The sequence below is a fragment of the Oleiphilus sp. HI0067 genome (genome assembly GCF_001635735.1).
In genome coordinates this window covers 1-832 of record NZ_LWFI01001599.1, presented here as the reverse complement: position 1 = coordinate 832, position 832 = coordinate 1, and the positions used below count along the sequence as shown (strand labels likewise).

The window sequence follows — 832 nt, the reverse complement described above, 5'->3', positions numbered from 1 at the left end:
AAGACGCAATGCGTCTTGTTCCATGTCTATCACAATTTCGTCAACACGACGTAGGAAATAACGGTGGAAGATCAATGCTGGAATAGCAACAGTCAAACCAGCTGCCGTAGTGATCAGTGCTTCCGAAATACCGCCTGCAAGCGCCGCAGCGTTACCAGCACCCTCTAATTGCAATTGAGCAAAAACCTTGATCATACCGATAACGGTTCCTAACAAACCAAGTAGGGGCGTGATCACAGCTACAGTACCAAGACCCGTTAAGAAACGTTCCATTTCATGCACGACATGGCTCGCTTCTTCTTGAATGCTTTCTTTCATGACTTCGCGGCCATGTTTCGCATTCACTAGACCCGCAGCTAAAATTCGGCCGATCGGCGCAGCTTCTTTCAATTCACGAAGCTTTTTAGAGTCTAATTCTTTGCGTTTAATCCAGCCCCACAAATCATTAACAAGCGCTTTCGGAGCGAGGCGATTAGCACGTAAAGTCCAGAATCGTTCAATAATAATTGCTAAGGCTAAAACAGAACAAAGCAATAGCGGGAACATAATAATCCCACCGGGCTTTAATAGATCTAACACAGAGGTTCTCCTAAGAAGCGAGGCCGCTTTAATTTTTTTATAACAGCAACAGTGCCGAATGTCGGTACTTTATCATAAACCCAGTGTTTGAGAAGTCTGCCCCCCTATTCAATTGGTAACGTTTCAGAAATCTGTGAATTAAGGTAGGAGCCAATAGTTATTTGCATCACTTCTTGTCCTTGTAACACTAAGTCCTCGATCAGTGACATCGAAAAAAATGGCTCCGCTTTCATAAGTAATCAATGGATTTGCT

The 832-nt window shown here is 43.8% G+C and carries 1 protein-coding gene; it reads right to left on the bottom strand.

Features of this window, described 5'->3' with window-relative positions:
* Positions 1-579 (bottom strand): MotA/TolQ/ExbB proton channel family protein (locus A3739_RS25990; RefSeq protein WP_068503304.1); only part of this gene is annotated, 579 nt, incomplete at its 3' end.
* Between the last annotated feature and the right edge of the window lie 253 nt (positions 580-832).